At 57.7% G+C, this 3,395-nt stretch carries 2 rRNA genes; both read left to right on the top strand.

Features of this window, described 5'->3' with window-relative positions:
• The first annotated feature begins 26 nt into the window (after positions 1–26).
• Positions 27–3,126 (top strand): 23S ribosomal RNA (locus ABD908_RS26455).
• A 147-nt stretch (positions 3,127–3,273) separates the two neighbouring features.
• A 5S ribosomal RNA gene (gene rrf, locus ABD908_RS26450) occupies positions 3,274–3,390 on the top strand.
• Positions 3,391–3,395 lie beyond the last annotated feature (5 nt).

Here is a 3,395-nt window from a genome sequence, read left to right as displayed (position 1 = left end):
CTGTGGTCGGGTGTGTGTTTCGTGTGTTGTAAGTGTGTAAGGGCGTACGGTGGATGCCTTGGCGCGAGGAGCCGATGAAGGACGTGGGAGGCTGCGATAAGCCTCGGGGAGCTGCCAACCTAGCTGTGATCCGAGGGTGTCCGAATGGGGGAACCCGGCACCAGTTGTGTGGTGTCACCTGCCGCTGAATGTATAGGCGGTGTGGAGGGAACGCGGGGAAGTGAAACATCTCAGTACCCGCAGGAAGAGAAAACAATATGTGATTCCGTGAGTAGTGGCGAGCGAAAGCGGATGAGGCTAAACCATGTGCATGTGAGACCGGGTAGGGGTTGTGTGTGTGGGGTTGTGGGGTCGATCGTCCTGGTTCTACCTGGCTGGGCGGGAGTGATAAAACACGGGGTTAGGTGAAGTGGTCTGGAACGGCCTGCCGGAGTGGGTGAGAGTCCTGTAACCGAAAGTCCTGTGTCTTCTGTGGTCGTGCCCCGAGTAGCAGCGGGCTCGTGGAATCTGCTGTGAATCTGCCGGGACCACCCGGTAAGCCTGAATACTTCCTTGTGACCGATAGCGGACTAGTACCGTGAGGGAAAGGTGAAAAGTACCCCGGGAGGGGAGTGAAATAGTACCTGAAACCGTGCGCTTACAATCCGTCAGAGCCTTCCTTTCGGGGTGGGGTGATGGCGTGCCTTTTGAAGAATGAGCCTGCGAGTCAGTGCTCGGTGGCGAGGTTAACCCGTGGTGGGGTAGCCGTAGCGAAAGCGAGTCCGAATAGGGCGGTCGAGTCGCCGGGTCTGGACCCGAAGCGGAGTGATCTACCCATGGCCAGGGTGAAGCAGCAGTAAGATGTTGTGGAGGCCCGAACCCACTTAGGTTGAAAACTGAGGGGATGAGTTGTGGGTAGGGGTGAAAGGCCAATCAAACTCCGTGATAGCTGGTTCTCCCCGAAATGCATTTAGGTGCAGCGTCGCGTGTTTCTTGCCGGAGGTAGAGCTACTGGATGGTTGATGGGCCTTACCGGGTTACTGACGTCAGCCAAACTCCGAATGCCGGTAAGTGAGAGCGTGGCAGTGAGACTGCGGGGGATAAGCTTCGTAGTCGAGAGGGAAACAGCCCAGATCGCCGGCTAAGGCCCCTAAGCGTGTACTAAGTGGAAAAGGATGTCCGGTCGCGAAGACAACCAGGAGGTTGGCTTAGAAGCAGCCACCCTTGAAAGAGTGCGTAATAGCTCACTGGTCTAGTGGCTGGGCGCCGACAATGTAGCGGGGCTCAAGTACACCGCCGAAGCCGCGGCACTCACATCTTCGGGTGTGGGTGGGTAGGGGAGCGTCGTGTCACCGTAGAAGCGCCCGAGTGATCGTTGGTGTGGAGGTGTCGCGAGTGAGAATGCAGGCATGAGTAGCGAATGACACGTGGGAAACGTGTCCGCCGGATGACCAAGGGTTCCTGGGCTAGGTTAATCCTCCCAGGGTGAGTCGGGACCTAAGGCGAGGCCGACAGGCGTAGTCGATGGACAACGGGTTGATATTCCCGTACCCGTGGTGGATCGCCCAGTGATGAATCAGGTGTACTAACCGTCCAGAGCCCTGCTGACCGCCTTCGGGTGGCGTGTGGGGGGATGCGCGGGACCTCGTCTGGTAGTAGTCAAGCGATGGGGTGACGCAGGAAGGTAGTGGGGCCAGTGGGTGGTTGTGCTGGTGTAAGCCTGTAGCACGGACGGTAGGTAAATCCGTCGTCCATGTGTGTGAGAGGTGATGCGTAGCCGTTGCGGTGAATTCCATGATCCTATGCTGCCGAGAAAAGCCTCTAGCGAGATCCATCTGCGGCCCGTACCCCAAACCGACACAGGTGGTCAGGTAGAGAATACCGAGGCGATCGAGAGAACTGTGGTCAAGGAACTCGGCAAAATGCCCCCGTAACTTCGGGAGAAGGGGGGCCACGCCCGGTGACGGCACTTGCTGCCTGAGCTGGGGGTGGTCGCAGAGACCAGAGAGAAGCGACTGTTTACTAAAAACACAGGTCCATGCGAAGTCGTAAGACGATGTATATGGACTGACGCCTGCCCGGTGCTGGAAGGTTAAGAGGACCGGTCAACCCTTCGGGGTGAAGCTGAGAATTTAAGCCCCAGTAAACGGCGGTGGTAACTATAACCATCCTAAGGTAGCGAAATTCCTTGTCGGGTAAGTTCCGACCTGCACGAATGGCGTAACGACTTCTCTGCTGTCTCGACCACAGACTCGGCGAAATTGCAGTACGAGTAAAGATGCTCGTTACGCGCGGCAGGACGAAAAGACCCCGGGACCTTCACTACAGCTTGGTATTGGTGTTCGGTTCGGTTTGTGTAGGATAGGTGGGAGACTGTGAAGCCGGTACGCCAGTATCGGTGGAGTCGTTGTTGAAATACCACTCTGATCGTATTGGATACCTCAACCTCGGGCCATGATCTGGTTCAGGGACAGTGCCTGGTGGGTAGTTTAACTGGGGCGGTTGCCTCCTAAAATGTAACGGAGGCGCCCAAAGGTTCCCTCAGCCTGGTTGGCAATCAGGTGGCGAGTGCAAGTGTACAAGGGAGCTTGACTGTGAGACTGACAGGTCGAGCAGGGACGAAAGTCGGGACTAGTGATCCGGCACCGGCATGTGGAAGCGGTGTCGCTCAACGGATAAAAGGTACCCCGGGGATAACAGGCTGATCTTCCCCAAGAGTCCATATCGACGGGATGGTTTGGCACCTCGATGTCGGCTCGTCGCATCCTGGGGCTGGAGTAGGTCCCAAGGGTTGGGCTGTTCGCCCATTAAAGCGGCACGCGAGCTGGGTTTAGAACGTCGTGAGACAGTTCGGTCTCTATCCGCCGCGCGCGTTAGAAACTTGAGGAAGGCTGTCCCTAGTACGAGAGGACCGGGACGGACGAACCTCTGGTGTGCCAGTTGTACCGCCAGGTGCATGGCTGGTTGGCTACGTTCGGGAGGGATAACCGCTGAAAGCATCTAAGCGGGAAGCCTGTTCCAAGATGAGGTTTCTCACCACCTTCGAGTGGGTAAGACCCCCTATAGACGATGGGGTTGATAGGCCGGAGCTGGAAGCCCTGTGAGGGGTGGAGGTGACCGGTACTAATCGGTCGAGGGCTTACCACGCACGAAACATGTACCCGACCCGGTGACGGTTCGGTGTGCCCGCGTCCACTATGCAATGTCTGAGACAGCACACTCGGGGACCCTTCGCGGTCCCTGGGAATCCTCCGGGAAGGGTTTCGATCCCTCCCGGGAGGGGTCTCGAAGTGTTTCGGCGGCTATAGCGGAGGGGAAACGCCCGGCTCCATTCCGAACCCGGAAGCTAAGCCCTCCAGCGCCGATGGTACTGCACTCGTGAGGGTGTGGGAGAGTAGGACACCGCCGAACTATAT

The organism is Tsukamurella soli (genome assembly GCF_039541155.1).
GTDB classification, from domain to species: domain Bacteria; phylum Actinomycetota; class Actinomycetes; order Mycobacteriales; family Mycobacteriaceae; genus Tsukamurella; species Tsukamurella soli.
Note: the sequence above shows the minus strand (reverse complement) of the source record. Positions and strands in the feature narration are given on the sequence as shown.